General features: G+C 35.5%; 19 protein-coding genes and 1 pseudogene. 4 read left to right on the forward strand and 16 right to left on the reverse strand.

The annotated features are described in order from the left end of the window. Nucleotides 1-40 precede the first annotated feature (40 nt). From DQW11_RS05870 to DQW11_RS05885, 4 genes are all read left to right on the forward strand, one after another. Nucleotides 41-1,072, forward strand: coding sequence for an ATP-grasp domain-containing protein (locus DQW11_RS05870; RefSeq protein WP_113923024.1), 1,032 nt, complete (start codon nucleotides 41-43; stop codon nucleotides 1,070-1,072). A 502-nt stretch (nucleotides 1,073-1,574) separates the two neighbouring features. Beyond that, nucleotides 1,575-2,708, forward strand: coding sequence for a polysaccharide pyruvyl transferase family protein (locus DQW11_RS05875; RefSeq protein WP_113923025.1), 1,134 nt, complete (start codon nucleotides 1,575-1,577; stop codon nucleotides 2,706-2,708). A gap of 75 nt (nucleotides 2,709-2,783) precedes the next feature. Continuing rightward, nucleotides 2,784-3,947 (forward strand): glycoside hydrolase family 88 protein, encoded by a 1,164-nt coding sequence (locus tag DQW11_RS05880; RefSeq protein ID WP_113923026.1) that lies wholly within the window; start codon nucleotides 2,784-2,786, stop codon nucleotides 3,945-3,947. Between the two features lie 724 nt (nucleotides 3,948-4,671). Next, a complete protein-coding gene (locus tag DQW11_RS05885; protein ID WP_113923027.1) occupies nucleotides 4,672-4,875 on the forward strand; it encodes a methyltransferase domain-containing protein in 204 nt (67 codons plus the stop codon). 576 nt (nucleotides 4,876-5,451) lie between these two features. On the opposite strand, the gene DQW11_RS05890 is transcribed toward DQW11_RS05885, so the two are convergent. The 16 genes and pseudogenes from DQW11_RS05890 to DQW11_RS05960 form a co-directional block, all read right to left on the reverse strand. After that, a complete protein-coding gene (locus DQW11_RS05890; RefSeq protein WP_232826684.1) occupies nucleotides 5,452-7,182 on the reverse strand; it encodes an ABC transporter ATP-binding protein in 1,731 nt (576 codons plus the stop codon). Between the two features lie 469 nt (nucleotides 7,183-7,651). Further along, on the reverse strand, nucleotides 7,652-8,575 hold the full coding sequence (locus DQW11_RS05895) for an O-antigen ligase family protein (protein WP_157966047.1): 924 nt from the start codon (nucleotides 8,573-8,575) through the stop codon (nucleotides 7,652-7,654). Between the two features lie 360 nt (nucleotides 8,576-8,935). Then, nucleotides 8,936-11,359, reverse strand: a complete 2,424-nt coding sequence (locus tag DQW11_RS05900; RefSeq protein ID WP_113923029.1) for a GumC family protein — start codon at nucleotides 11,357-11,359, stop codon at nucleotides 8,936-8,938. A gap of 13 nt (nucleotides 11,360-11,372) precedes the next feature. Further along, nucleotides 11,373-12,110, reverse strand: a complete 738-nt coding sequence (locus DQW11_RS05905; protein ID WP_113923237.1) for a polysaccharide biosynthesis/export family protein — start codon at nucleotides 12,108-12,110, stop codon at nucleotides 11,373-11,375. Between the two features lie 398 nt (nucleotides 12,111-12,508). Continuing rightward, entirely contained in the window at nucleotides 12,509-13,144 is a 636-nt protein-coding gene (locus DQW11_RS22615; RefSeq protein WP_394337138.1) for a polysaccharide deacetylase family protein, read from the reverse strand. A gap of 33 nt (nucleotides 13,145-13,177) precedes the next feature. After that, nucleotides 13,178-13,558: pseudogene (locus tag DQW11_RS22620) on the reverse strand (polysaccharide deacetylase family protein); the annotation flags it as partial. Beyond that, complete coding sequence (locus tag DQW11_RS05915) at nucleotides 13,545-15,164, reverse strand: glycosyltransferase (RefSeq protein WP_113923031.1); 1,620 nt, start codon at nucleotides 15,162-15,164, stop codon at nucleotides 13,545-13,547. The gene DQW11_RS05915 and the pseudogene DQW11_RS22620, both read right to left, overlap by 14 nt. A 251-nt stretch (nucleotides 15,165-15,415) precedes the next feature. Then, nucleotides 15,416-16,363: a glycosyltransferase family 2 protein gene (locus DQW11_RS05920; protein WP_113923032.1), complete on the reverse strand. Its 948-nt coding sequence runs from the start codon at nucleotides 16,361-16,363 to the stop codon at nucleotides 15,416-15,418. 10 nt (nucleotides 16,364-16,373) lie between these two features. Then, nucleotides 16,374-17,696, reverse strand: a complete 1,323-nt coding sequence (locus DQW11_RS05925) for an ABC transporter ATP-binding protein (RefSeq protein WP_113923033.1) — start codon at nucleotides 17,694-17,696, stop codon at nucleotides 16,374-16,376. A gap of 11 nt (nucleotides 17,697-17,707) precedes the next feature. Next, a complete protein-coding gene (locus DQW11_RS05930) occupies nucleotides 17,708-18,574 on the reverse strand; it encodes an ABC transporter permease (protein WP_113923034.1) in 867 nt (288 codons plus the stop codon). A gap of 73 nt (nucleotides 18,575-18,647) precedes the next feature. Further along, nucleotides 18,648-19,688: a glycosyltransferase family 2 protein gene (locus DQW11_RS05935; protein WP_113923035.1), complete on the reverse strand. Its 1,041-nt coding sequence runs from the start codon at nucleotides 19,686-19,688 to the stop codon at nucleotides 18,648-18,650. A gap of 397 nt (nucleotides 19,689-20,085) precedes the next feature. Further along, the gene (locus DQW11_RS05940; RefSeq protein ID WP_113923036.1) at nucleotides 20,086-20,808 is read right to left on the reverse strand and encodes a glycosyltransferase family 2 protein; all 723 of its coding nucleotides are present in this window, start codon (nucleotides 20,806-20,808) and stop codon (nucleotides 20,086-20,088) included. Between the two features lie 55 nt (nucleotides 20,809-20,863). Continuing rightward, nucleotides 20,864-22,330: a cellulose synthase family protein gene (locus DQW11_RS05945; protein WP_113923037.1), complete on the reverse strand. Its 1,467-nt coding sequence runs from the start codon at nucleotides 22,328-22,330 to the stop codon at nucleotides 20,864-20,866. Continuing rightward, nucleotides 22,330-23,874, reverse strand: a complete 1,545-nt coding sequence (locus DQW11_RS05950; protein WP_113923038.1) for a 4Fe-4S binding protein — start codon at nucleotides 23,872-23,874, stop codon at nucleotides 22,330-22,332. The genes DQW11_RS05945 and DQW11_RS05950 overlap by 1 nt, the downstream gene beginning before the upstream one ends. Further along, a complete protein-coding gene (locus tag DQW11_RS05955) occupies nucleotides 23,871-25,256 on the reverse strand; it encodes an NAD(P)/FAD-dependent oxidoreductase (RefSeq protein ID WP_113923039.1) in 1,386 nt (461 codons plus the stop codon). Before DQW11_RS05955 ends, DQW11_RS05950 begins: the two co-directional genes overlap by 4 nt. After that, nucleotides 25,249-26,004 (reverse strand): DUF547 domain-containing protein, encoded by a 756-nt coding sequence (locus DQW11_RS05960; RefSeq protein WP_113923040.1) that lies wholly within the window; start codon nucleotides 26,002-26,004, stop codon nucleotides 25,249-25,251. The genes DQW11_RS05955 and DQW11_RS05960 overlap by 8 nt, the downstream gene beginning before the upstream one ends. Nucleotides 26,005-26,128: the final 124 nt, after the last annotated feature.

The following is a 26,128-nucleotide window of genomic DNA, read 5'->3' on the forward strand; positions in this document are numbered from 1 at the left end:
TTTTCTTTTGAACCGATTTACATAATTTTAATTAATCTTTATGAAAATTGCCATCCATAATATACCCAATAAGGATCGATTCAGTTCTTACTGGGTGAAATACTGTGAAGAGCACAACATTCCTTTTAAAATCGTCAATTGTTTTGATTCAGACATTATAGCTCAACTTGAAGACTGTTCAGGCTTGATGTTCCATTTTTTTCTGGGGGCTCAAGACAAAATGCTATTTGCCAAACAATTATTGTATTCTGTAGAAAGCTCAGGAAAAAAGGTTTTCCCGGACTTTCGGACAATGTGGCATTACGATGATAAATTAGGACAAAAATATTTGTTGGAATCCATAAAAGCCCCCCTTGTACCAACATATGTCTTTTTTCAAAAAGAAAAAGCGTTGGAATGGGCCAATTCCACACAATTCCCTAAAGTATTTAAATTAAGAAACGGTGCAAGCTCTTCCAATGTAAAATTGGTGAAACATAAAGACCGAGCAATTAATCTCATTGATCAAGCTTTTGGAAGAGGATTTAAACATCAAGGCAATGCCTGGCCACATTTGAAAGAAAGAATTAGAAAATATAAAATGGATAGCAGCAAATGGAGTGGTGTCAAAGCTGCAATCAAAAGGGTTTTTTATATTCCTCCTTCAGAAAGGAAATACGGTGCAGAGAAAGGATACGTTTATTTTCAGGATTTTATTCCTTTAAATAATTTTGATATAAGAGTCATTGTAATCGAAAATAAGGCCTTTGCCATCAAAAGAATGGTAAGGGAAAATGATTTTCGTGCTTCGGGAAGTGGAATGATCAAATACGAAAGAGAACATTTTGATCCTGATACAATAAGGTTGGCACTTGATTTGGCAGGAAAATTAAATAGTCAAAGTGTTGCTTTTGATTTTATTTATTATGAGAGAAAGCCATTGGTAGTAGAAATAAGTTATTGTTTTACTTCACTCGGTGTTTATGAGAAATGTGAAGGTTTCTGGGACAAAGATATGAATTGGCATGAAGGTACTTTTAATCCATATGGTTGGATGGTAGATTCTCTATTAAAGGACTTGAATCAAAAATAGATTCAGCTATTATTTCTTTTTTTAAGTATCTGACTTTAGTTATTCGATAGGAATATATGTTCATTTCCTTTCCAATACCTAGTCAAACAAAAAAAACTGATAATGAACAAATGTTATTCTGCTTCACACGTATTGCCCGGGAAAGAAATTCCGAATTTAAAATTATCTAGTCCATACCAACATACAACATAGTGGATACTTAATTTGAAATGGTTAATCTTTTTTTGGATTAAAATTTTTGTGAATATAAAATTCTTATAAAATGAGTTATGGATTTAAGCTCCTTTGCAATTATCGAAATCTAAGTAGGTTTGATGACCGGATGCAGCGACTTAGACACGGTGCAAAGTTGTGGACTGTCCACTATTTCCTGTTGTCGATTATCCTAACAACCCCTAAACCTAATTTGAAAGTAAAGGCATAATAAAGGTTGGTAATAAATAATGTAAAAATAAAAAGCAATTTGCAATAAATTTAAAATTGCAATAAACAATTATTAGAAATGAAAATCGGAATATTGACCTTACCTCTCCACACAAATTATGGGGGAATTTTACAGGCTTATGCGCTCAAAACTGTTTTGGAACAAATGGGTCATGACGCTTATTTGATTGATGTAAGATTAACCCAACAATCCATGTTGAAAGTATTTAAAAACAAAATAAAGGAATTTATCTTTCGGGATAAAGCATTGCTAAAATCAAGCTTTTCCCGAAAAATAAAATTTCAGGCATATACGAAATTTACTAAACTGTTTATAGATAAGCACTTCAAAAATAAAACTCATACAATGAGTAAAATTCACCAGTTGGAGGATGAAATAAAAAAATACAAATTCGATGCGTTTGTGGTTGGGAGTGATCAAATCTGGAATCCAAAATATTTCAAAAATATTGAAATTGCATTTTTATCCTTTGTCAACGATGAAAAAATCCTTAAAATTTCTTATGCCCCCTCTTTTGGATCAGATACATGGTCATTCAGTCCTATACAAGAAAATAATTGTAAAACACTGATTCAAAATTTTGACGCGGTTTCTGTGAGAGAAGATTCAGGAGTCCAATTATGTGAAAAGTATTTTGGCGCCAAAGCCAAATGGGTGTTGGATCCCACCATGTTGTTGAAAGCAGAAGAATATTTAAAGTTGATACCGAAATCTTTCACAACCAAATCAGGAAAAATGTTTACTTATATTCTTGATAAAACAGAAGATAAGGCAAAGATGATATCATATATTGGTTCTCAAAAAAATCTCGAGGCATATGAACTGCAAACCATTGAGGGGTATGGTCCAATTTCATTGGAAATGGGTACCAAGGCCTCTGTGGAAGAATGGATTAACAGTTTTTCAGAAGCAAAATTTGTAGTGACGGATTCTTTCCATGGGACAGTATTTTCAATATTGTTTAATAAACCATTTTATTCCGTGATCAACTTTAAAAGGGGGGCAACGAGATTCCAATCCCTTCTAAAAGCTTTTGATTTGGAAGATAGATTATTGGGTTCCTTTAGTGATTTGGAGTCCAAAGATATTACCAATCAAATAGATTGGGAAAATGTGAATAAGAAACTTGAAGGAAAAAGGACTGATTCTTTTTTGTTTTTGAAAGAAAGTTTGAAGAAAAGAAATTCTTAAACTTCATTCAGAATTTCGTATCGTAAAAACAATTTTTCAAATCTTGATAGTTACATTATTAATAATATTTATATCATGAAGAGAAATGTAATAGCACTTTATATTATATTAATTCTCTCACTACTATTGAATATAGCCTACTTTAAGTTTGATACATTTGATTATTATCTATTGCCTAAACTGAAAAAACACTTTTCTTATAAGACAATATCAGAGGTAAATCATACGACTGAGTGGTTGATTTTTAATAAAGGGTTATATATGTTAAAATCACAAAATTCTTCAATGATTTACAGTGAGGATCAAGGATTGACAAATAAATTGTTAGGTTTAAAAAGTTCCCGAAAATCGCCTGAATTTCAAATTTATAATTTCCCAAAATCTTATCTGACATACACCTTGTTTTCTTATGCTTTCAAGGAAAATAACTCTGAAATGGTTGCGGAAATAATCCACGAATTCGATAAGCTTATCGATTCAGAAGGGAAGCCTTTGTTCAATTTAAATAAAGTTGATCAAGTACCTTTTGCTTTGACCTCATTAGAATTGTACAAATACACTAAAGAAGTTAAATATTTAACTTTTGGACACAATATTTACAATTTTATCAAATCCCAAATGGATGAGAATGGAATAGTGTGCTACCGTCTTAATTCCAAGGTATATTTTTATGATACTTTGGGAATGATAATTCCTTTTTTGATGGTTTATTACAAAGTGACAAAGGAAGATGAAGTGATTTCTCTTGCTAGACATCAAATAGATTACTATATCACCAATAATGGAATAAATCATATTAATTATATGCCTATTCATGGCATAAGAAAGGCAGATCATGTACAAGTAGGTTCTGCAAACTGGGGAAGGGGAATAGGATGGTATTTTTTAGCTCTATCGTACTTTCATAAAGAAACAGGCGAATTCGAAAAAGAATTTAAAGGATTATCTAAAACCTTAAATGGACTAAGGAATAGTGAAGGTCTATGGAGTCAATTTCCCGGGACAAGTAATGTGTTTGACGCATCTACTACAACTATGTTTATTTATTCAATGAAGTATGTTGATTTGAACTTATTCCCAAGTAAAGAAACTTTAAATTGCTTGAAAAACTATATTGCTGTTGACGGTGCAATATTACAAACATCCGGAGATACCTATACCTTAAATAACTACTCAAGGTCCTTTGGAAATAGCGAATTATCTCAAGGGATGCTACTACTTTTCCTCTCAGTAGATTGAATAATTAGACTGAAGTATAACACTATTTCCTAATCAAGCTAATGCTAGTTAAATTGAAAAAATTATGAACACTTATTTATAATTTCAACAGTTTTTGTGCAATAATGCTTAGCAAATCCTTTATTAAAATTAATACCACATTAATCTTTGTTAAAACCAATCATAATGAACAATTACCAAAGATTAGAAAATAAAAAAAGAACAAAAAATAAAACCTGAAAAAACCTTTCCGTTAGATTAACATAAAAATTATAACTATCTTTTTTGGAATTCAATTTAAATAAATTTACCACTTAGTTAATTTATTTGCAGAAATTGGTTTCTTTGAACATGAATTTTTAAAATCAAAAAAGAAAGTGAGAAAACTCCTAAAAAAAATCTATAGAAATTTGAAAAATATCTGTTCCTATTACTATTTATCAACTGGATCTAAAATTGTTTGTCCAATTTGCAATTGGAAGGGTCACAATTTCAGACAAATTAAATATGCTTTCAAACCTGAAAAAGTTAAGGTTGCCCCTCTTGCCTTCTTCAGAAAGGCATAGATTTGCATTATATTCCTTAAAGGAGAAACTTAAATATTCAGAAAGCACGCTACATATCGCCCCAGAGCAAATAATTGAGCCTTGGTTAAGGAAAATATCTAAAAATTATCTGAGTATTGATCTAATGTCACCTAAAGCAATGAAAAGTATGGATATTACTAATCTAGAATTAGGAGACAATGAATTCTTTTATTTGGTCTTTTCATGTTTTAGAACATATTGAAGATGATAAGAAGGCTATGAATGAACTTTATAGAGTTCTATCCCCAAAAGGTATGGCTATTGTTGGAGTTCCTATTTACAATGGTAGGACCTATGAAAATAAAGGAATAATTACCCCTGAAGAAAGGCTTATTCATTTCAAACCAAAAGACCATGTCTGATTGTATGGACTAGATATTGAAAGAAAATTATAAAATGCCGGTTTTGAAGTCCAAGTAATTATCACGCCCGTCTGTGATGAAGTTGATAAAAAAAGTATGGTCTGGAATATCCTTCTACCAAGGAAATATTTGTATGTAAAAAAACACCTATTTAAATCTAATTTTATATTATTAGTACCTAAGATACTTTTACAATACCGTGTTAATATTCCTTCAAATAAGTAGATATCTATTTTTCCTTCAATGTTCCAAACTGGTCTTTGTGAACAATTTTATCCTCATGCATTTCAATGGAAAGTCAAACAATCAGATTAGAATCCCCGGCTTACATTCAAAAATCTGAGGGTCTAAATGGTTGATAAAGTCAAAACAATTAGCTTATTTCTTTTTAAATTCCTTGAACCTTAATATAACTTAGATTCAATAAATCATGTGAATGCTGACAAAAGCTTCAACTCAATTTCTTGTCTGTTAACTATTAAAAAGTACAAAACGAAAAGCAATTTTCAATATTCTTCATTTTGGAAGATCAAATAAGGTTTCTACAATGAATATTCTTCGTACAAAAAAACAGTCTCAGGATTCAATAGAACTAAAGTCCTGTAATTCCACCATTTTTCGGAATTCTGAAGATTTCTCCTGAAGCTCAAAAAAATCACCTTTATTTTCAATTATACCATCTTTCAATAAATAGATCACATCTGCATTTTTAATAGTGGATAACCTATGCGCGATTACCAGAATGGTGTAACTACCGCTTAATTCTTCAAAATAATTTTGGATTTCCTTTTCCGTCGAGGAATCCAAAGCGGAGGTCGCCTCATCCAAAACCAATAAATCGACAGACTTATACAATTCCCTTGCAATGGCAATTCTTTGTTTCTGTCCTCCTGACACCATAACCCCGTTGTTACCCAATGGAGTATCTTCAGCAAGATCCAAATTTTCGAAAAATTCAGAAAGTGAAGCTTTTTGTAGACTTTCCATAAATCTCTTCAAATTCTCATTGGTTTTTTCTGCCCAAAAAGTAACATTATTAAAAAGTGTATCATTAAAAATAACAGGTTCTTGTGTGATATAGCCGATTCTCGATTGGAACTGCTGAATGTTGGATTTGGATAAATCTTTTCCATTGATCAATAAATTTCCATTTTGAACTGACAAAAGACCGGAAATAATATTAGATAAGGTAGTCTTTCCACTGCCACTGGGCCCCACAAAGGCAATGGTTTTGTTCTTAGGTATAGATAGGTTAATGTTGCTTAGAAGCTTTTTATCTCCGTAGGAAAAGTCAACATTTTTCAACTCAATACTCTCGATGCTTTTGATATCAAAACCGCTGTTGTATTCAACCCGGTTTTTCTTTAAATCAGAAATAAATTCCTTGTAACTCCAAAGAGAACCAGAATTATTTAGAAAGGAATTCCAAAAATTTTGAAAAACTATGATCTGATTCAGAGACCGGTAAAAAAACAGCAAACTCAAAATAATAGGACCTAAGGGTGTGTTGAAATAAGTAGTTTGGATCAAAATCACCACCACAACCACAAATATTGACAATGGTTCTTTTGTTGATGCCAAAATGGAATTAAAGAACCCGATTTTTCTATTTCTATTGACAAGATCTATGATGGTTTTTTTGATTTTTTGGTTGTATTTCCCAATCTGACCGGTTGCTCTTAAATACTTGTAATTATGGATCTGTTGCAACATCAATCCATGGTAAGTATGATTGCTTTGGGTAATCTTCTTAGATGTTTCTTTGGTTTTTTTATAAATTCTATTGTATACCAAATTCGATAATGCCCCACCTATAACGACAAGTACCGCAAATTGTGGATTAGTCAAAAATGCCAAGGAAACGTATACTGCCACAAAAATCATGGATTGCATGGCTGAGGAATAATTTTTGTAGGCACCTTGAACTTTATCCACTTCAGAACTCAGGGAGTTTTGAATCATCCCGGAATCCAACTTTATAAAATGTCGGTAATTCAAATTGGTGATACTTTCTACTGCCTCAAAACGTACTTTTTTTACAAAAAAAGTGGCCAAAATAACATTATAATAGGATTCGATAAATTTAAAAACCGCTTTAAAAGTGAAGAAAAATAAAATTAACATCAATACCGTAAAAAGATTCAAAGAAAGTCCGATAGAATTAAGCAATTCAATGAAATAATGCATGTTTCCTGTACTATCAGCGGTAGTGTTATAAACGCCACCGCTATCTACCAATTGAAGCAATGGAATAAACATCGCCAAACCTAAACCATCCATCAAACCTACTAAAAAACTTAAGGACATTGCAAAAAAGATTTTATTTCCTAGGTAGGAATAAAAGAATCTAAAATCAGAAAATCTATTGGAAATCAAATTGGATATTTTCATTTTTATTGGAAAGGAATGAATGAGCATTATATTTTTCTATCAATTATTAAATATCACTTTTGCAACCCTCAATTATTTATAAAGGTGAAACAGTGACAAGGCTTATTGAAAATTTTATAAAGTCGGGCTAAAATTGCTCGAGACAACAATGAAATTCAATCCATTCTTAGTCAAGACAGTGAGGCGGACGTATTTCATAATATTTTTAAATCCGTTTATGGTAATTACCTTTAAACTATATGTATACAATATAGTGTTCTTGGTCAAAACGTCTGCAAGGTACGATGTTTGGTCAATCAAGTGTTTAAGGGCGATTAATCAATAAATAATTTTCCACATTCTCTTTTTTAGCTACGATTCCTAATACAATTATTTTCCGCCATTTTCAATTTAAGACAAGTCTATTCATCCTGATTTGTTCATTTTTTAATTGTTTTTTCCCAAACAAAACTCCAATTGTCATAAACATATATACCGGTAAAAGCGGCAATTTAGGGGAACCTACCAGAAAAAAAGCCACAAAACATAAACCAGTATAAATCAGCAATATCCAATCAGCCCTGGATTCACATCTTTTCCATGCACGGTAAAATACTGAAGAAACCATCCCCAAGTAAAGGAACAACCCGAAAAAACCAAATCCATGGATAAAATAACCCAAATCTGTGTGCATCGGCCTATTTCCAAATATCTTTTTTCCATAATTCCCACCACTACTCAGCGGACCGTAACCAAACCAAGGGTCATACTCATAATAAACAAATAAATCTTTATACAATAGACCCAATTCCAAGACTCTTCCTTCACCTTCCAATTCCTTTTCTTCAAGATTTCTGCCCTCAATCCTTTCTACAAGCTGGTCACTAAACCCTGTTGTTTTCACTACAATTAATATTACAATCCCAAATACAAAACCATACAATGCAAATTGTTTGAGTTGTTTGAAATTCAACAATTCCACCATCACAGTCAAGACAGCTAAAAGTGATAATGCCATCACCATCCTACGTAAAGTAAGCATAACCAAAAACAACCCAACTATTGAAACAGCTAAGTACAATGGCTTTTTATCCAACAACCCTTTTCGGAAAGCCAAAAAAACCGCAAAAGGGAAAACACTGTATTGGGGCAAAGTAATATTTCCGAAAGATATCCCTGATTTAAAACCATAAGTTGCTTCTGGATAATACCCAAAGACAGTAGATAAACCAGTATTTATGATGAAAAAAAACAAAAGTAAAAAAGCAGAAAAACCCAATTCCTCAAATATTTTTTCTTTGGAATAATTTTTACTGATTTCAGGTGCCAATGTTATAACAGTTAATGTCCAATATAAACCAATAATCAGCAATCTGAGAGTTTTAAAATCATCTATGATCTTTAGTTGAAAGGAAAAAAATAAAATAAGGACTATAAAAAAAATATTCCATTTCAGAAATGGAAGGTTGAAAACGGCATAATAAATTAAAAGAGCTACAAATAATACCTGATAGATTGGAAGAATTTTGCTCTTCTCCAGGATAGAAAACATAAAATAAAAAAAAGGCACGTAGACTATTGACAAAGGACCTTTCTTCATGACAAAATAAGCCATCAATAATGGCAAAGATAAATCAATCAATAGCAGAAAAATATTCATCATATATCAATAAAATATAAGTATCAATAGTTACAATGCCGCATTGTCTCTTTTAAAAAATTTAGACATTCTTTTTTCCCTTTTTTTGGATTCTTCATAATAGCCGTAATTAAACCCTTTATAGGTTAATTCTTTGGCAGGGACATCGTTGAGTATCGCATAGATATTGGAAATCCCTTTTTTCAGTTTAATATCATTCAAATCATTTACAAAGGATGTTTCGCTGAAATTATGGCGCAATACATAAGTTATTAAATCCACGTGTTTGATTACCTCAAATGATTGACTGATCAAACCTACCGGCGGCGTATCCAAAACAATCACATCATACACTTTCTTCAGCTCTTCCAATAAAGTTACAAAACGCTCGGAGCCCAAAAGGTCAGATGGGTTTGGTGGAATGGCACCTGAAGTGATGATGTCAAAATAGGGATATTTTGTATTTTGGATAATTTCGAAAACAGAATCTACCTGTTGGCTTAAATAATTGGAAAGCCCAACCTTGCTCCCGAGACCAAAATCCTTAAAGGAACTCGGCTTAAACATATCACAACTGATCAACAGAGTTTTTTTATTATTTAAAGCATATATTGATCCCAAACCTATTGCCGCAAAGGTTTTACCTTCACCAGAAAGGGTAGAGGATACTGCAACAGTTAGTTGCTTTTTAACAGGAACAACAAAACTTATATTTGTTTTCAGAGCACGAAAAGATTCAGCTGTTGCAGATCTGGGTTCATCCAATACTATAAGTGGGGTCTGGGATTTGTTTTGTGGTATCTTACCCAATAAAGGAACAGCTAACCTATCTTCCAGTTCTTTTATATCTTTAATTCTATTGTCCATAATTACTATCAGGCCAATAATGACGACAGGGATAATAAATCCCAACGCAAAAAACACAATATAAGTAAATGTTTCTTTCACTTTTATTGGTTCCCAATCTGCTCTGGCATATTCTACTATTTTATTACTTGTAGAACTTGATGCCATTGAAATCGCAGCTTCAGCCCTTCTTTGTTGCAAGAAGGTAAAGATTGTTTCATTCAATTCACGGCCTCTTTCCAACCTGATCAGGTTTTGTTCGGTAGAAGGCAATCTTCTGAATTGGTTATCCAATTTCCCCATCCTACTTTCCAATTCTTTGATCTTGAATAGGGTATTATTAGTTAGACTTCTGAGTACCTCTGAAAGGGAAGTACTTGTATCAAGTATTTTGCGGTTAATTTCCTTGATACGAGGGGAAGCTTCTGTCTGGGTGAAAAGCAAGTTAGATCGTTCTTGTTGAAGGTCAATCAAACTGTTGATCAAGGAATTTAAATTAGCATCACCTATCCCCAGAGCTGATGGTGCAATGATTTGGTCATAACTTTCCCTTGCCAAATAATTTTTTAAATTTTCAAAATATTCCTTGTTGAATTTTTCTAGGGAAAGTTCACTTTCTAGCCTTGTTAACTCTTGATAGACCGTATTGCTTTCACGTTCAATATTATAGGTTTTATTTCCACTTCTAAATGATTGTAAATTGGTCTCGAAAAAACTCAACGAATCTGATACACCTGAAATTTGTCTGTCAATAAATTCAACCGTATTCCTAGCCATTCTATTCTTCTCCTCCAATTCCATCTCCAAATAGACTTCCATCATAGCATCCAAATAATCTGCCCCTTTTTGGGGATGGTTCGTTGTAATTGCTATGCTGAGAACGCTTGCAATATTATCAAAAGGGAATACCTGTAAAATATCCCCACTGAATTTTGAAATCAATGAACCTTTGGAATTGATTTTAAATAAAACTTCACCTTCCCCTTCATTTTTAACCAGTGATATTTTGACTTTTAAATAGGGGAGATCTATAAATTCACCAAATTTATACGTCTTGGTCAGTCCTTCCTCTAAAATTAATTCTTCGCTTGAACCACCCACCATAAATTTCTTGTATAATGGATCCGGGAAACTAATTCTAAAAATATCAGTATCAGACCATTCCACCTTAATCATACCACCTACCAACTGAGGATGATTCCAGTCCACCTGTGCATAAATGGGTGAACTCTTGTACAACTCAAAATTGGAAAACATGCCAGGCTGAAAATAATCTACACTAAAATCAAGCCTTTCCAATGTTTTCTCTGCCACTGTTTTGGATTTCAAGAAAACTGCTTGATTAGCCATTGTTTGATCCATTCCAGACATTCCTTCTCGGGAGAGACCTGTTAGGTTTAAAATCCCAGTACCTCCTATTTGTTCATTGATATAAAACAAACTGCTTGCCTGATAAATTTCCGGCTTGGTTTTATTATAAAAATAAGCTGCAACCAGTGCAATCAGCACTGAAATAAATATATAAGGCCAAAATTTAATGTATTTGGATAAAAATTTGATGGGATCAAATACCTCTGTTTTTTCTTCTGTTCTAAAACTATTTTCCATATTATTTTGGATAGGTTTCATGGTTAAATCAATTTTAATTGGTGGTGTTATAAACCAATAATGCTAATGTGGCAAGGCTTGCTAGTACCTGAATGGTTTGAAGAAGTGTGGTTCCTGTACCCAATTCTCTCACTTTCATCGGTTCTGCGTATATCATGTCATTTGGCCTAACAAAATAAAACTCAGAACTCATGATTTCCTTGTTATTCAAATTAATCCGATGTGCTTTTGAACCTTCGGGATACTGTCGGATGAGCATGATATTGTCTCTTTTGGCTACCACTGTAAGATCACCTGCTGTGGCGATGGCTTCAAAAATGGTGACCCTATTTTGTAAAACAGTGTATTTTCCTGGACGGGCGAATTCACCCAAAGCACTGAACCTGATTCCACCTAGCCTGACTCTCACAAAGTAATCATCATCGCGGACGTATTTTTTGAGTTCATTTTCAACAGTGACTCTTGCTGTTTCCAAGTTCATACCAACCAATTTCAACTTTCCCAATACGGGCAATTCAACGAAACCGAAATCATCTAAGGTATAGCCACTCAAATAGAAAATATCTCCACCTGACATAATGCCCCCACCCATCATCATCCTACTGCTACCGGCAGCCTGCACATTGATATCCAACATGGAGTTAAGTAGCGGATCTGATGTCTTGATATTGATTTCAATCACATCATTAAATTGTAAAAGATATTCTTCAAATTTGGCAGGGACCATTTCCCCCATTTTTACCACAGATTCATCAGTCGGCAAGTTCTGCATGTACACTACTCTTTTGTTTGAGATACAACTTACAGATAAGACTAAAAATAAAAAGAATACTAAATGGTTGATTTTAAGCTTCATATTGATATAAAATTGATTGCGGATAGATATAAATTTAAAGAATTTAATTCGGGTCAAAATTAAATACTTTTTGTAATATTAAAAATGTATTTCAAATGTTTTTTTTTGTATTTTATTTTTTTCTTGTTTGATTTTTTATTTATGGGCAAAAATAAAGATAAATATAAACTGTATCATCTGAATTTGATCAATTAATTGATATTTAATATATTTGTTTATACTCGTTATTCAAACCATTCCGAATTTTAATCTATTTTTTTTTATTGAACTCAAAATTTTCTTGTAAAAATATAAACCAATCATTTTATGTCGTTCTAAAGCATCCATTTACCCATGGCTCTTTTAAAACTTTTAATATCTAAATCAAGTACCTGTCTTCTTGGGATTCTTAGTTTGTCTCCATCCCTTTCAACATGTTTGTAGATTGTGGTAAAAGCCAATCCGAACCCCAATTCTTTTACGACTTCAACAGTTACATCATCATGTTTGCCTGATGGATAAGCAAAGGTATTGATTTTTTGTTTGGTAAGGGTTTCTAAATATTCCTTGTTGGTTTTGATTTCTTCCATTTGTACATGCCTTGGAAAAGCGGTAAGCATGGGATGTGACTGGGTATGTCCCCCAATAGTGAACAATGGACTTGATGACAATTCCAGAAGTTGGGCCATTGACATACAATAATTTTTCTCTTTAATATGTGCCGAAACTCCCGCATAGGCCCTTATCTGATCCATAATGAGTTGCTGCCCATCATAATCTAAAGGACTCAAAATCTCCCATATTTTCAAATATAGACCAATCCTTGAATTAGTAGCAGGCATTTGCCAATTCCAAGCTTTATTATAACTAATTAAATCTTGAGTTGCCAATGCTTCCTCATTTAAGTCAAAATAAAGTTTTTTCCCCTGTAGCTCTAAATCAAATATCTCAGGTAAAATCTCTGTTTCCAAAATTAAGTGGGCCAATTCATCCCACCAAAATTCTTTTTGGGTTCCTATATGTTTGGTACAGATAAAAAAGGTTGCAGGTATACCATATTTCTCCAAAAGGGGTTTGGCATGGAGATAATTGTCCAAATACCCATCATCAAAAGTCATCACTATGGATGGAGGTAATTTTTCCCCAGAATACAAATTTTCTTTAAATTGGCTCATCGAAATTACCAAACCAGTACTTTTTAAAAATTTTAGTTGTTCCTCAAAGTTTTTGGGGCTGACACATAACTGCCAAGGATCCATAGGACCTTCGATGATACGGTGATACATTAACACCAAAGTCTTTCTCCTGACTTTGAAAAATATTTTAGCTTCCTTCTCAAGCCTTCTTAATCTGCCTAAAATCATAACCATCTCATTTTTGTGCATTTGCTGAAATAATCACTTGCATATGCGGATCGTTGAAGTCCAACATTTCCTTTTTGACATCAGGTAATCCCATTCCATATAGAAAGGCAGCTGCTGAATGAACATTTCCAAAAGATTTCACATCAACCTGACTTTTCGGAAAAACTTGTGTCAAAATATTGATTATGGCCTTTTTCGTATATGACCAATACCAATATTCTTTCCACTCTTCATAATCTATATTTGATATACCTGGAACTGTCAACAACAAGTGGCCTCCTGGTTTTAAAATCCTGTAACAGGTGGTGACTACATCCTGATATTCAAAAACCATGTGGAGCATTTGGGTAAGAATGATACAGTCATAAGAGTTATCAGCTAAATTGGGAGCATTTCTCAAATCCGCAATAATCGTTGCTTTAGGGTTACTTTCATCAATATCCAATATTTCACTTTGGGTTATGTTTCCCCCGAATTTTATTGTGTATTCATTATCGGTAACCTCCAAAACTTTTCCTCGAATAAAATCTGACTGGTTTTTCAAAAATTTTTCCACATAATACCTATCGATTGCTCCTCCTCTATCATCTCCAAATTCTTCGCTAAAGGGTTTTAACCGAAATAAATCACCAAACTCAATTTTTCCAATAGGAGGAATGTATCTACTTATCAAACCATGTTTAAAAAATAATTTATTAAAATAATCAGGTGCATTATCTTTTATTAAAGGAGAATTATTTATAATCGATCTCAGCTTTTTCTTCAACATATATTTCAGGTAAAATTTCCTATTATTTTTTTTAACGATTTTTAAAGATTCCTTATCCAAGAAAGTATCAGAACTTTGGATTTTCCTGATCAATTTGTTGGTATAATAATTTGTGAAAAATCTTTTTCCATCTATTAATGAATTTTCTTCTTCAACTGATTTCAGTTTTGGCTTTTGCCTTTCTAATACTTCTAAAACAGATTCCAACATGAGTTTGGGATTTCCTGACATATTGGAACCATGCATTCTGTACACTGCAAGCATTTTTGTATGATGGAAAACAGAGTATTTTCTCGCCACTTTCAAGTAAAGATCGTAATCTTCACATGCCTTCAACCTTGTATCGTATTGAAATTCTTCAAAAAGAAAGCGCTTAAACATTACTGTTGCATGCATTTCAATATAATTCCTTTTTAACAAAAGAATATAGGCATTTTTGGAATCAATATCTTTTTGTTTTGGAATTTTCTCTCCTTGAGCGGTCAACAATTGATAAGCCCCTGATACAAATGCCAACTCAGGATTTTCAGACAAAAAATTTATATTAAACTCAATAGCATCCACCACCAATAAGTCATCGGCATCCAAAAAAACCAAATAATCTCCAACACTATTTAAAATACCTGTATTTCTTGCTGCAGATAAACCTTGATTTTCTTGAAAGACATATTTTACATTTGGAAAGGATTCGGCCACGTGTTTTGTATTGTCTGTGGACCCATCATCTACCACAATAATTTCAATCCATTTATATGTTTGGTTTAAGACACTCTGAATCGCCTCAGCAAGGTATCTTCCATGATTATAACAAGGTATAATCACTGAAACTACGGGCTGTGTTGCGTTTACGATTTCCATTTTTTATAAATAAAAAATTAATTTATTTGTTTATTTCAATTGACTCGAAAAAACTAATTCGATATGGTTTAATTCAATGTATGTTTTTGTTTTAATTTAATATGTTTGTCCGTTATGATGCCAATAGACAGGAGATCCATTTTAATTCTTGTCTGCATACTTTATTTCCCGGTACATCGGTCTTCCGACTTCGGTCTTCCGTCCCGAGTGAAGAAGAATATAGGGTTACTTGCTAAAAAGCGTAAATCCATTTAATTCAATTTTTTAAACAGCCTTTTCATTTTCCTATCTATTTTTTTTGGAAGTAATTCAACCAAGTAATAAACTTTGGGATATCGGAAAGGAAACAAAGCCTTCCTCAATAATCCATTCAACATTTTATCTTTTACACCACTTCTTTTCATGTAGCGTTCGAGCCAATCCAAGAAAAATTCCCTACTCTTTAGATAGGTCCCTTCTGACCTTGCCGTGTAGACCAATGAATCCCCTCTTTGCCGGTATATGTTGTAGCAACTAGAAGAAATATACACCTTTTCGTTCAAATAAATTTTACTTAAAAATACCTGATCCTCATACATTCCCTTGAAAGAATCATCAAATCCCCCATGTTTTTCCAAGGTTTTTTTATCCACCAAAAGAGAACAGATTGTTGGAGAAGAACCAATGCCCAAGGGATATAGAACGGACATCAATTCAGGAGGACTGTAGATTTTATTTTCTGTCGTTCCTACAGGATTATCGGTATCAAATCTTTCCGGAAATTTCCATGTGTGCCAGTATTTGGTCCTTTCACAATAGAAGGGCACTTGTTGCTGCTTTTTAATCTGAAAAGCATTCGAAAGAAAATCCGGGGTCCAAATATCATCCCCATCAAGGAAAGCAAGCATTTCTCCTGATGCTTTACTGATGGCCAAATTTCTACTGGCACTTAAGCCTTTATTGACATGACCCTCATGTTGATACAAATGAATATTTGGATATTGGTCAGAAAACCTTTTTGCGATTTCACCACTGTTATCTGAAGACCCGTCATCAACTAGAATCAGTTCCCAATTGGGGTAGTTTTGAGCCAAAACACTTTTTATAGATTCTTCCAAAAATTGTCCAACATTTAAAAAACAAGTTACGGCAGAAATCAAAGGACTTTCTTCATTCAATTGACTAGTGGCCTCGAGACCATTTGTACTAAGTGCATCCATAAAAAATAAATTAATTGGTGTTTAATGAATATTCGTTGACTTGGGTAGTCATCCATTCCAATTTGGGCCTAACAACGCCTCCCATAAAATCCGTATATTCCTTTCTCATATCTCCCGAATCTACGATGGTAAATGTCACCGCCTCTTCCACATAAACTATTGGTGTCATTGCTTCCCTATTAATGATGGCATTAATGAAATATCCTCCTTCATTGAAAAAATAGGCCGGAAATTTCATCCTTGATTTAAAAATTCCTTTTCCAAAGGTTCGATTGGAGTAAGGATCTACATTCAAGGTTGTAGATGCCCAATTTCCTGAAGAAAGCACGAAAATTCCACCTTCAGTAAATAACTGCAAATTACTTGTCAAAGAATTTCCTGCATTTTGGACAGAGAATTCCATTTCAATAAAAAACTCCTCATTATCAGTAAAAATATTGCGTACATTTTCCAAATTGTCCAAAACTTTTACCGACAATAATTTAACACTAAAATTCCCAGGGGCTATTGAAGGATCAGGCCAGATTTTCATTGCTTTGGTTCCATCAAAAGCCATATGGCTGTACTTTGCAATGGTATCTCTTGTTGTTCCCTCATAAAATAATTTGCCTGATTGGAGCATGATTGCCCTAGAACACAGCGCCTGAACAGCTCCCATATTGTGGCTTACAAAAAGAATGGTTCGGCCTTCTTTTGCTACCTGCCCCATTTTTCCAATGCATTTCTTCTGAAAATCTGCATCACCAACAGCAAGTACTTCATCCACAATCAGGATTTCGGGTTCCAAATGTGCTGCTACAGCAAATGCCAACCTCACATACATCCCACTGCTATACCTTTTGACTGGAGTATCTACATATACCTCTACTCCTGAAAAAGCAATGATTTCATCCAATTTGCTCCGGATTTCAGCTTTGGTCATTCCCAAGATTGCCCCATTCAAAAAGATATTTTCCCTTCCTGTCAGTTCAGGATGAAACCCTGTACCCACCTCCAAAAGACTCGCTATCCTTCCTTTGATCTTAATTTCCCCTGTTGTAGGAGTGGTAACTCTAGAAAGTAATTTCAGCAGGGTAGATTTACCTGCCCCGTTTTTCCCGATTATTCCCAAAACTTCCCCCTCTTTTACTTCGAAGGATAAATCTCTGAGCGCCCAAAATTCTTTTTCATCAAATGAACCGGGATTTTCGGAATCAACTTTAGAATATGGGTTTTCTTTCCCCCTTGCTTTTGCCCACCACATATTCAGGTCATCTTTCAACCTTCCGGTTCCGATTACACCTAATCTGTACTTTTTGCCGACATTGTCAACTCTAATGACTACTTTTGACATTTTAACTATATTTAAACAACATCCATAAAACTTTTTTCTATTTTATTGAAAATCAAAATACCAATAAATAGAGATACTATGGTGAATATTATGGTATAAAGGAGACTACTGACTTGGAACTCACCTACTCCCAGAATAGAAAAGCGAAACATCTCAATAATTGGGGTTAGGGGATTGATCATAATTAAGCTTCTATATTTCCCTTCAAAAAAAGACAGAGGATAAATGACAGGGGTAGCATACATCAAAAGCTGTGTCCCAAAGCCGATCAAGTTTGCAAGGTCACGGTATTTTGTGGTCAATGATGATATGATGATTCCGAACCCCAAGCCCAAAGAAGCAACTAATAAAAGAAGAAAGGGAAGCGCTAAAAGATAAATATTTAAAGAAAACTGAACTCCAACAAAAAAATAAAAATACAGTAATAAAACAAATAAAAGCATCAATTGTATCCCAAATCCGATCAGGGCTGAAATTATATTTGAAATGGGCATAATCAGTCTTGGAAAATATACCTTTCCAAAAATCCCAGAATTGGCAGAAAATGTTACGGATGTTTTAGTCAGACAGGTGGAAAAGTAATTCCAAATGACCAAACCTGAAAGGTAAAATAGCGCGGGGGGTGCCCCATCTGTGGGTATTTGGGCGACTCTATCAAAAACTACTATAAACATGACAGTAGTCAGCAGAGGCTGAATTAAATACCACAAAGGTCCCAAAATGGTTTGTTTGTAAGCGGACACAAAATCCCTCCTTACAAAAAGCATTAAAAGATCCCTGTATCTCCAAATATCAGCAATTTGCCAATCAAACCAAGATGTTTTTGGTCTAATGACCAATGACCACTCTACATTTATTTCTTCAAAATCTTTATTCATCTTAATTTTATTATGATTATTTCTGAATTCTCGCTTTTTAAAAGTTATAGTTCTTTAATCTAGGTTACATATTTTAGACAGTCTCATTCCTTTGAGGAACTTCCTTAACCTTGAGGCTATTTAGCATTGAAAATGACAGTGAATTTTTCAAAATTATACTGTATAATTTAATTAAACGGTTGTAAACCTTTGGCGAGGAACTGTCTAACCTCAATGCTAACTTGCTCAACTCAAAAACTAACTTAATGTCCCGGGATTGAATCCATATAGCATACGCGGTATATATAGTCGCTATTGCCCGTGTCTTTCTTAAATTTAACATAATATGTCTATCCTTTTTTGAGAGTCGACTTTCAATCAAAAATAGTGTCTTAGCCAAACTTTTTGCATAAATCCCCTTTTCTATTTTTGGCCAAGATATGGTACCAACATACTTTCTGTACTCTCCAAGAATCTCAGGTGAATAGGCAATGGGATAATCTTTTGCCACTCTTGTCCACATTTCCCAATCTTCCCCGGCAATTACCCCGTAAAAACTTCCCAACTTTTCGTAAACTTGACGTTTAACGACCATAATTACATATTGCATGGGTAACCCTGCAGACATTTTTAAAAAAGCATCTTTAACTAATCCTTCGTTACACTGTGTCAACTTAGCATCTTTCCTCTTTTCTCCAAATTCACCTATCGAATTATAGCTACAAAAAGCTGCCCCTGCTTCAGGATATTCTTCAAAAAGCGCCGTGAATTTTTTATAAAACCCATCTTTGACCCGGTCATCTCCATGTAAGAGATGGACAAGATGTCCATTTGCACGGTTGATGCAGGTTTCAAAATTCCGGAGACTGCCCATATTTTGAGGCTGTCGGAAATATTTTACCCGACCCTTGCCTAAAGTCATCACCAAAGCCTCCACATCTGCGTCTGTGCTGCCGTCATCTACAACCTCAATCTGCATGATGTCCTCTCCAAGATCCTGACTCAAGACACTTCCCAAAGCATCCGGGATGAATCTGGAACAGTTATAAACAGGTATCATGACAGACCATAAAGGCCTAATTGTACCTTCGGGAAGGACTGGAATATTGGGCGGGAAACTGGGTATACGCTCCATATTGGAAAAGTTAAAATAAACTAAGTCAATTGACCGAATCAAATTTAAAATCCCAACCAAATTTAAATGTCAGGGCAAAGACAACTTTAAAAATAGGAGGGAAACCTTTGAATAAAGAAAAGTTGTGGCTTTAATGGATAATTAACATTAATAAAACAAATATAGGTGAAACAATTCAAGATCAAAATAGTTAATAAATAATTTTGTTATTTTTTTTGTATATCATATATAAAAAAATGTATTACATATTTTTTTTAAGAAAATGCGGCATTACAATGAGGGTGAAATACTTAAATCTTTATTTGAAATAATTTAAAAATATCCGGATTGGTATCATTTTTTAAGGTATTTGTCAAAAAAGAAATAACTCCATGATTTATTACTTAATTTATGTACATCACCTATACCTCCATATCGTCCACAAAATCTTCCATCCAGCTCCAATCACTCCTTTGATTGTTCCGCTTACTTTTGATACTCCGATTCTTTTACGGTAATCCACCGGAACTTCAGTCGTTTTCAATCCTGCTTTGGCAGCTTTGATCTGCATCTCGATGGTCCAACCGTAGTTCTGATCTACCATCCCCAAGCCTTTCAACTTGTCCCATTTGATGGCCCTGAACGGACCCAAATCGGAATAGTCTGTTTTGTATATTACTCTCATCAAACTAGTGGCCAACCAATTACCGAATACCTGAGGCAAAGTCATCGACCCACTTTCTCTATTTCCCCTAGCCCTTGAACCTATCACCATATCATAATCTTGCTTTAAAATAGGATCAATGACAGCATGCAGCTGTTCGGGATAATCACTGTAATCGCCATCCAAAAAAACCAGGATATCAGGCTCCATATCCAAATTCGCCAAATAGGACATCCCTGTTAAACATGCTTTTCCATAACCCATTACCCGTTCATCCAAAACAATCGCACCTGCTTTCTCTGCCACTTGGCGGGTATTGTCTTTAGAATTGTTGTTTACGACTAAGACATTCCTTACTGACTTGGGAATGTCGTGGATGACTTTTCCGATCGAACCTTCTTCATTATAGGCCGGAATCAACACGTCAATAATCGGGAATGGTTTATGTTGCTCTTTTAGGGTTGAATTTAAAGACATTGATTTTTGGATGAAATTGGAAGGGAACTTCTGACAGTCCTTTTGAAATTCGGGATTATTTTAGCCTATAACTTTTCAGTGACTCAATGAAAACCACAGAATAGCCAAAAGTCAGCATCAGGTGAAAAACCAACATCTCATAGGTTTGGAAGTGAATCGATAATATTACCATCATCAAGAAAATTACAGCTAAAAGCCCTTCAATGTAGGTTGTGAATGGTATTTTGATCTGATTGTAAATATTCTTTGTCCAGGATTTTTGGCTTTTCTCCAGGTTGTATTTCGGTGTACGGATGAAAGGAGACCGTTTTCCTGTCAGTCCTTCCCAAACTGCCTGTGCATTGTGCAAAGCAAGTCCCATCGATACAGCTAGAAACAGGGGCAACTCCCAAAGAAATCTCCCGATTCCTTTCCATGAATAATCCACCAAACTCAAATTGGCAAAGAAATAAACCAAAGCTATGATCACAAATCCCACAAAAAACACAGCTGCTGCCTGAAAATAACTATCCGGAATATATCCCTGATGGAAAGCCCACCAAATCGGAATGCTGCTAAGGCTTACCAATAATACTGCGATGAAAATCACCGCATTTAGCAAATGGGCAGTTGCATGTAGTTTGGTTTTGAACGGAAGCTTTTTGGAAAGCACATTCCCAAGGTGCTTCACTGCGCATTCGGCGCCACCTTTTGTCCACCTGAATTGCTGTGATTTGATCGCCGACATTACGGGCGGAAGTTCTGCAGGGGATTTGATATCAGGTCGGTAAATAAACTTCCATCCTTTTTGCTGGGCCCGGTAACTCAGGTCAAGGTCTTCTGTCAGGGTGTCATCGTGCCAATTGCCGGCATCGAGGATACAGCTTTTCCTCCATATCCCTCCCGTCCCATTGAAATTGATAAATGCATGCTGCCCGTTTCTCCCCATCTGCTCCACCATAAAATGGGCATCCAAAGCAAAAGCCTGCAAGCGGGTCAAAACAGAATACTCCTCATTCAAATGTGTCCATCTCGTCTGTACCATGCCTACTTTCTCGTCCTGAAAATGCCCGATGGTCTTCATCAGAAAATCTGGATCCGGAACAAAATCGGCATCAAAAATTGCTATAAATTCACCATCAGCCACTTCCATTCCATCTCTCAAAGCACCTGCTTTGAATCCTTTTCGGTCTATCCGATGGATATATTTGAAATTTACATCTGGAAATTCTTTCAACTTGCGCTTGATGATCTGGGAAGTTTCGTCGGTACTGTCGTCCAATATCTGGATCTCTATTTTGTCGGAAGGATAGCGAAATTTGGAAACTGCATCGATCAACCTTTCTACTACATACATTTCATTATAGATAGGAAGCTGTACGGTCACTTTAGGTAAATCTTTGGCTGCGGGTTCCAATGATATATTAAGATTCTTTTTGAATTGAAAAAAATGATATAGCAAATGTGCCTGAGCAAAACTGTAAAAAAGAATGAACAGCATTGCCAGAATGTATATTCCCAAAAAGAAATAAATGAAGATCATTAAGCTTTTACAGTGATGGAATTGTTTCCGATGATGATGGGCATTTCGTTGATTCTCCCCTCCTCATCTCCATTTTCAAGTTTTAACACTCCCCTTGGACAAACTGCGGAACATACACCACAGCCGACGCAGGAAGAACGGACAATGTTTTGGCCCCTTTGTGCATACCACCTCACATCAATGCCCATTTCGCAATAAGTGGAGCAATTGCCGCAGGAGATGCACTGACCGCCATTGGTAGTGATTCGGAACCGGGATTTGAAGCGCTGCACCAATCCAAGGTATGCTGCCAATGGGCACCCAAATCTACACCAAACCCTGTTACCCATCAAGGGATAAAATCCTGTTCCGATTACACCTGCAAAAGCCGAACCAATGGCAAAGCCATAAATACTGTGCAGCTGATCAGTTGCCTGTCCCAAAATAGCGAATCCTGAAAAATAATTTATGATTGTCAGTGCAGTCGAAATCACTGCAAAACCCAAAACGCCGTGAATGAGATAGCGCTCGATTTTCCATGCTTTCACAGTTTTGTCGGATAGCTGACGGTAAGGGTCACCCAAAGTCTCAGCCAATCCTCCACAGCCGCAAACCCACGAGCAATACCACCTTTTCCCATAAAAATAAGTGAATAATGGAACCCCAATCACGATCAAAATGATCCCCCAAATCAACATGAACATTCCCAAAGCACCGGAACTGATCATTCCATCTATTCTGTATTCATAGAAAAAGGAATAATCCAAAGGCCAAATATTTTTGAAGTCATGCCAAGGCATGTTCATCAACACCAAAATTTCCGGCAATAAAAAAGCAAATGCCAATTGAAAAAACATGACTGATGTTGTTCTGATAGTCTGATAGGCATTGCCCCGGTATTTTCTAAACATCCTGATGCCCATCACGATGATGGCCAAAGTGTAGATAAATCCATACAAAAACCATTGACTTGCCGGATTGCCGGAAAGCGCCACACTGATCGGATCGACCATCAGAACGAGGTTGGTGATGTACTCCGGAAACCAATAAAGCACAATATAAAAGAGGATCAGCCAAGAGCCGGTAATCATTCCCAAAAGCCCCTTTGACTTCATCGAGGAAAAGAAAATCCCATCATTTTTGATCCCCTCCGTTTGGCCGCGGTAAAGGGGAAGAATGTAAAGCAATGCACCAAAAACACCTATCAGAACGGTGATCCCCAAAAACAAAAATGGGTTCTCCGAAACAGGTCCTGTAGACGAAGCTTTGGTCAATGCAAAAGCATAATTGTCCCAAATCACCTTATCCCATTCCTGATTTGCTTTTAAACAGTCATTATAGGCATTGAAATAACTTTTGAAATCACTGATAAAAGCAAAATTTGAAGAATAAGTTTTTCCAAACATCGGTGAAAGCACTTCCACCATCTTTTCCGAATGGATTTCTTTGACATTGGCCTCGACAGTTCCCTTTTCCAACTGATAAGTACCGAAAAAAGGGAGGAGAGTGAACAACAGTAGTCCAAAGGCAAAAATTAAAAGTCCTATTTTTTGAATGGTTTTCATGCTTTTGACCCGATTAATTTTTGAATAAAAGACATTTTGTGGACCTTCAGGGATTTCCCTTTTTGCTTGTTGTAGTGATCCAAGACGGCCTTGTGATGGGATTTGAAAAACTCCGGATTGAAGCTTGATTTGTTAAGGTGGGTCAGCACTTTTTCGAACATCCAACCATCCGAGATGGCCTTATCAAAATAATCATGCCGTAATCTCCAGCCAAAAGCATTCACTCCTTTGATTTTCATATCTGATTTCCCATACAAAAACCGGATTGCAATTTTCCCTCCGTCATCTTCCCAATACAAACTTTCATATTCCTCAGACCAAACAGGAGGTACAAAACCATAGGTTTGGTATTCAATGTCAAGAAATTTGGCGGAATTGAACCAAACACCCGGTTGGTAGGGAACAGGATTGTCTGAAGTCAGGTTGAACGCAAGTGTTTCTCCGTGCATTCTTCCTGTGTACCAAACCTGTTCGATATTTTTCCGGTCTGCAGCCGGTGCTTCCTGGAATTCTGCACAGTCACCGATGGCATATACGTCGGGAATATTCGTTTTGAAAAACCTGTCCACGATGATGCCTCTTTTGGTTTGTAATGTTTTATTATTTCCAGAACTCTCCAAGGGTTTGGTTCGAAGAAATTCAATATTGGGACTGACTCCAACAGTCAATCCTACAAACTGACAATCAATCTTTTCTCCTTTTTTGGTGGTGATGGCCTTCACTTTTCCGGACGCATCCCCAATAATTTCTCCCAATTCTGTTTCCAGTCTAAGGTCAATATGGTGTTCCAAAATATGGCGATTGATCATTTTGGATTCTTCCAAGGGGAGGATATTGTCCCAAAAGTTCTTTTCCCTCACCAGAAATGTCACCGGAATCTTCCTGCTGTTAAGCATTTCGGCCATCTCAATCCCAATCAATCCTCCACCCACAATGACCGCCCTGCTGATATCTTTGGTATTGGATTCCATGAGTTCCAAGTCCTGATACGAATACATCCCCTGCACGCCTTTCAGGTCTTGGCCCGGCCAACCGAATTTATTTGGCTTGGAGCCTGTAGCCAAAACCAACACATCGTAAGTCATGGATTCTTTATTGGAAAAAATCAGCGCCTTCTCCTCAAAATCAATTTTTTCTACCCAAGCCCTTTTCAGGTTAATCCTGTTTTTTTCCCAAAACCAATCTTCGTAAGGTTTTGTATGCTCATATTTCATGTGGCCCATGTAGATGTACATGAGCGCGGTTCGGGAAAAAAAATGATCCGTTTCCCCTGAAATGATGGTTATTTGGGCGGATTCATCTTTTTTTCGGATATGCCGGGCACAGGTGACACCGGAGATTCCGTTTCCGATGATGACAATATTTCTGTTTGCTTTACTCATTGAGGGACCAATCGTAGTCAAGGTGTGAGACCTTGGCGTTTGGTTTGATTTTGATGGTGGAATATTGGTTAAGGTAATCAATTAAGCTTCCATTTTTTGTAAAGTCACCTTTGAACCAAGAAAAAATTGATGAAATTTCAATCTTATCGACTGTGATTTTATTCCTTTTGGTATCATTGACAAATGTTCTTGCCACCTTATCTAGCTGTTGGTCAATTTTCTCAGGAAAAAAAGCTTCATTCAACAAAGGAGGACACGAGAAAGATGCACAGTTGATTGCAAAATGGATCCTAGGATCTTCGAATTCCTTCCTCAGGATTTTGTGCTCTATCTCATCAAGAGAAGCTTCCTTCCCTCCTATTTTGAAAAATTTGATATGCCAAACGGTATTGACCAAAGGAATTTTTACCGTGGGGTGTAAGTCCTGAATGCTTTTAACAGGATAATTATCGACAATGAGCTTTACCGTAAAGGCATTGTAAGCATTGATCCAATAGGCCAATTGTTCTTCCTTTGACCATTTCCCCCTGTCCGGGGCATTGTTGCTCAGGAAATCGAGGTATTTGTCAAGCTTGGCTTTATCTTGGATAAATCCCTTGTAATTGACAATCCCATCTTTGCTGACATGCTTTTTGAGCAACTCATCGAATGCCTGATGGGATGGTGCTTTGGAGTTGGCCTGACCGAGTTCTGAAGAACCACAGGAAAGACTGAAGAGAAAAAGGCCGATTATAAAAAGAATTTTCATTTTATCTGAATCAGGTTACAAATTATCCATTCCCGGAGATATACGGAACAGAAATGATTTTAGCTTAGCTATTCCTCATTTAAAAAAAGTTAAATGAGAACAAAGTCAAATTTACACCCGGGTA

It is taken from the genome of Cognataquiflexum aquatile, assembly GCF_003316845.1.
In the GTDB taxonomy this organism is placed as follows: Bacteria; Bacteroidota; Bacteroidia; order Cytophagales; family Cyclobacteriaceae; genus Cognataquiflexum; species Cognataquiflexum aquatile.

What these genes read in the sequence shown, in the direction of transcription:
- DQW11_RS05900 (WP_113923029.1), bottom strand. Translation starts at nt 11,359, where the DNA reads ATGAAACCTATCCAAAATAATATGGAAAATAGTTTTAGAACAGAAGAA.
- DQW11_RS05945 (WP_113923037.1), bottom strand. Translation starts at nt 22,330, where the DNA reads ATGATCTTCATTTATTTCTTTTTGGGAATATACATTCTGGCAATGCTG.
- DQW11_RS05930 (WP_113923034.1), bottom strand. Translation starts at nt 18,574, where the DNA reads ATGAATAAAGATTTTGAAGAAATAAATGTAGAGTGGTCATTGGTCATT.
- DQW11_RS05885 (WP_113923027.1), top strand. Translation starts at nt 4,672, where the DNA reads ATGAATTCTTTTATTTGGTCTTTTCATGTTTTAGAACATATTGAAGAT.
- DQW11_RS05875 (WP_113923025.1), top strand. Translation starts at nt 1,575, where the DNA reads ATGAAAATCGGAATATTGACCTTACCTCTCCACACAAATTATGGGGGA.
- DQW11_RS05870 (WP_113923024.1), top strand. Translation starts at nt 41, where the DNA reads ATGAAAATTGCCATCCATAATATACCCAATAAGGATCGATTCAGTTCT.
- DQW11_RS05960 (WP_113923040.1), bottom strand. Translation starts at nt 26,004, where the DNA reads ATGAAAATTCTTTTTATAATCGGCCTTTTTCTCTTCAGTCTTTCCTGT.
- DQW11_RS05920 (WP_113923032.1), bottom strand. Translation starts at nt 16,363, where the DNA reads ATGGATGCACTTAGTACAAATGGTCTCGAGGCCACTAGTCAATTGAAT.
- DQW11_RS05890 (WP_232826684.1), bottom strand. Translation starts at nt 7,182, where the DNA reads ATGTCCTTAAGTTTTTTAGTAGGTTTGATGGATGGTTTAGGTTTGGCG.
- DQW11_RS05925 (WP_113923033.1), bottom strand. Translation starts at nt 17,696, where the DNA reads ATGTCAAAAGTAGTCATTAGAGTTGACAATGTCGGCAAAAAGTACAGA.
- DQW11_RS05935 (WP_113923035.1), bottom strand. Translation starts at nt 19,688, where the DNA reads ATGGAGCGTATACCCAGTTTCCCGCCCAATATTCCAGTCCTTCCCGAA.
- DQW11_RS05880 (WP_113923026.1), top strand. Translation starts at nt 2,784, where the DNA reads ATGAAGAGAAATGTAATAGCACTTTATATTATATTAATTCTCTCACTA.
- DQW11_RS05915 (WP_113923031.1), bottom strand. Translation starts at nt 15,164, where the DNA reads ATGGAAATCGTAAACGCAACACAGCCCGTAGTTTCAGTGATTATACCT.
- DQW11_RS05955 (WP_113923039.1), bottom strand. Translation starts at nt 25,256, where the DNA reads ATGAGTAAAGCAAACAGAAATATTGTCATCATCGGAAACGGAATCTCC.
- DQW11_RS05940 (WP_113923036.1), bottom strand. Translation starts at nt 20,808, where the DNA reads ATGTCTTTAAATTCAACCCTAAAAGAGCAACATAAACCATTCCCGATT.
- DQW11_RS05905 (WP_113923237.1), bottom strand. Translation starts at nt 12,110, where the DNA reads ATGCAGAACTTGCCGACTGATGAATCTGTGGTAAAAATGGGGGAAATG.
- DQW11_RS05950 (WP_113923038.1), bottom strand. Translation starts at nt 23,874, where the DNA reads ATGAAAACCATTCAAAAAATAGGACTTTTAATTTTTGCCTTTGGACTA.